Annotated in this window: 2 protein-coding genes; both read right to left on the bottom strand. The window is 32.0% G+C overall.

What is annotated here, in order from left to right:
- On the bottom strand, positions 1 to 275 hold a 275-nt coding region (locus FEM21_RS15980; RefSeq protein WP_035662703.1), incomplete at its 3' end, for a Gfo/Idh/MocA family protein.
- Positions 265 to 1,001 (bottom strand): family 43 glycosylhydrolase (locus FEM21_RS15975; protein ID WP_035662701.1); only part of this gene is annotated, 737 nt, incomplete at its 5' end. The genes FEM21_RS15975 and FEM21_RS15980, both read right to left, overlap by 11 nt.

Here is a 1,001-nt window from a genome sequence, read left to right as displayed (position 1 = left end):
TTGTTTTTTTTCAATGCTTTTATTGATAACTCAGCGTGAGAATCATGTGTAGTAGCTATGTAGAGAATATCAATTCTTTCGTCATTTAAGATATCTTTATAGTTATCATAAGCGCTAGAGCATTTATGGATTTTTGCAAATTCAATTGCATTTTCTTTACTTCTTGAGGCTACTGCTACTAATTTAGCATTACTTAATAATTGTAATTCTTTTGCAAATTGATGTGCAATATTTCCGAGTCCTATGATTCCCCAATTAATTTTTCTAACTGACATATGGATCTATAGCGATTATAGTACCATTTTCGTTGTGTTTGATTTCTGTTACTTTTATAGATCTAAGATGTGTTACCCCATTAGATAAACTAGAATCATGATAGAATAAATACCATTTTTTATTGTATTGGCATATTGAGTGGTGTGTAGTCCAACCAATTACAGGATTTAGAATTCGTCCCATATATTTAAAAGGACCGTAAGGCGTATCTCCAATTGCATAACAAATAAAATGAGTATTTCCTGTTGAATAAGAGAAATAATATTTGTTATTGAATTTATGAATCCAAGAAGCTTCAAAAAATCGGCGGTCATGGTCTCCTGCTAATATTGCTTTTCCGTTTTCGTCAAGAATAATAATTTCTTTAGGCTCTTCTGCAAATTGTTTCATATCAGTTGAAAGTTTTGCAATAATAGGTCCTAATGCTTGTTCATCATTCGCAGGTTCCTCATTTTTTTCTGAATAAATATTGTTTCTGTATTTTTGAAGTTGTCCTCCCCATATCCCTCCAAAATACATATAATACTGACCATCTTCATCTTCAAAAACAGCCGGATCAATACTATAACTATCTTCTATTGCTTCTGCTTCAGGAAAAAAAGGACCAATAGGTGAATCGCTGATAGCAACACCTATTCTAAAAATCCCGTCATAAGATTTTGCTGGAAAATATAAATAGTATTTACCATCTTTATGAGCAGCATCCGGAGCCCACATTTGTTTTT

The organism is Flavobacterium seoulense (assembly GCF_000695795.1).
Lineage (GTDB): Bacteria > Bacteroidota > Bacteroidia > Flavobacteriales > Flavobacteriaceae > Flavobacterium > Flavobacterium seoulense.
This window is presented reverse-complemented; position numbering and strand designations above follow the sequence as displayed.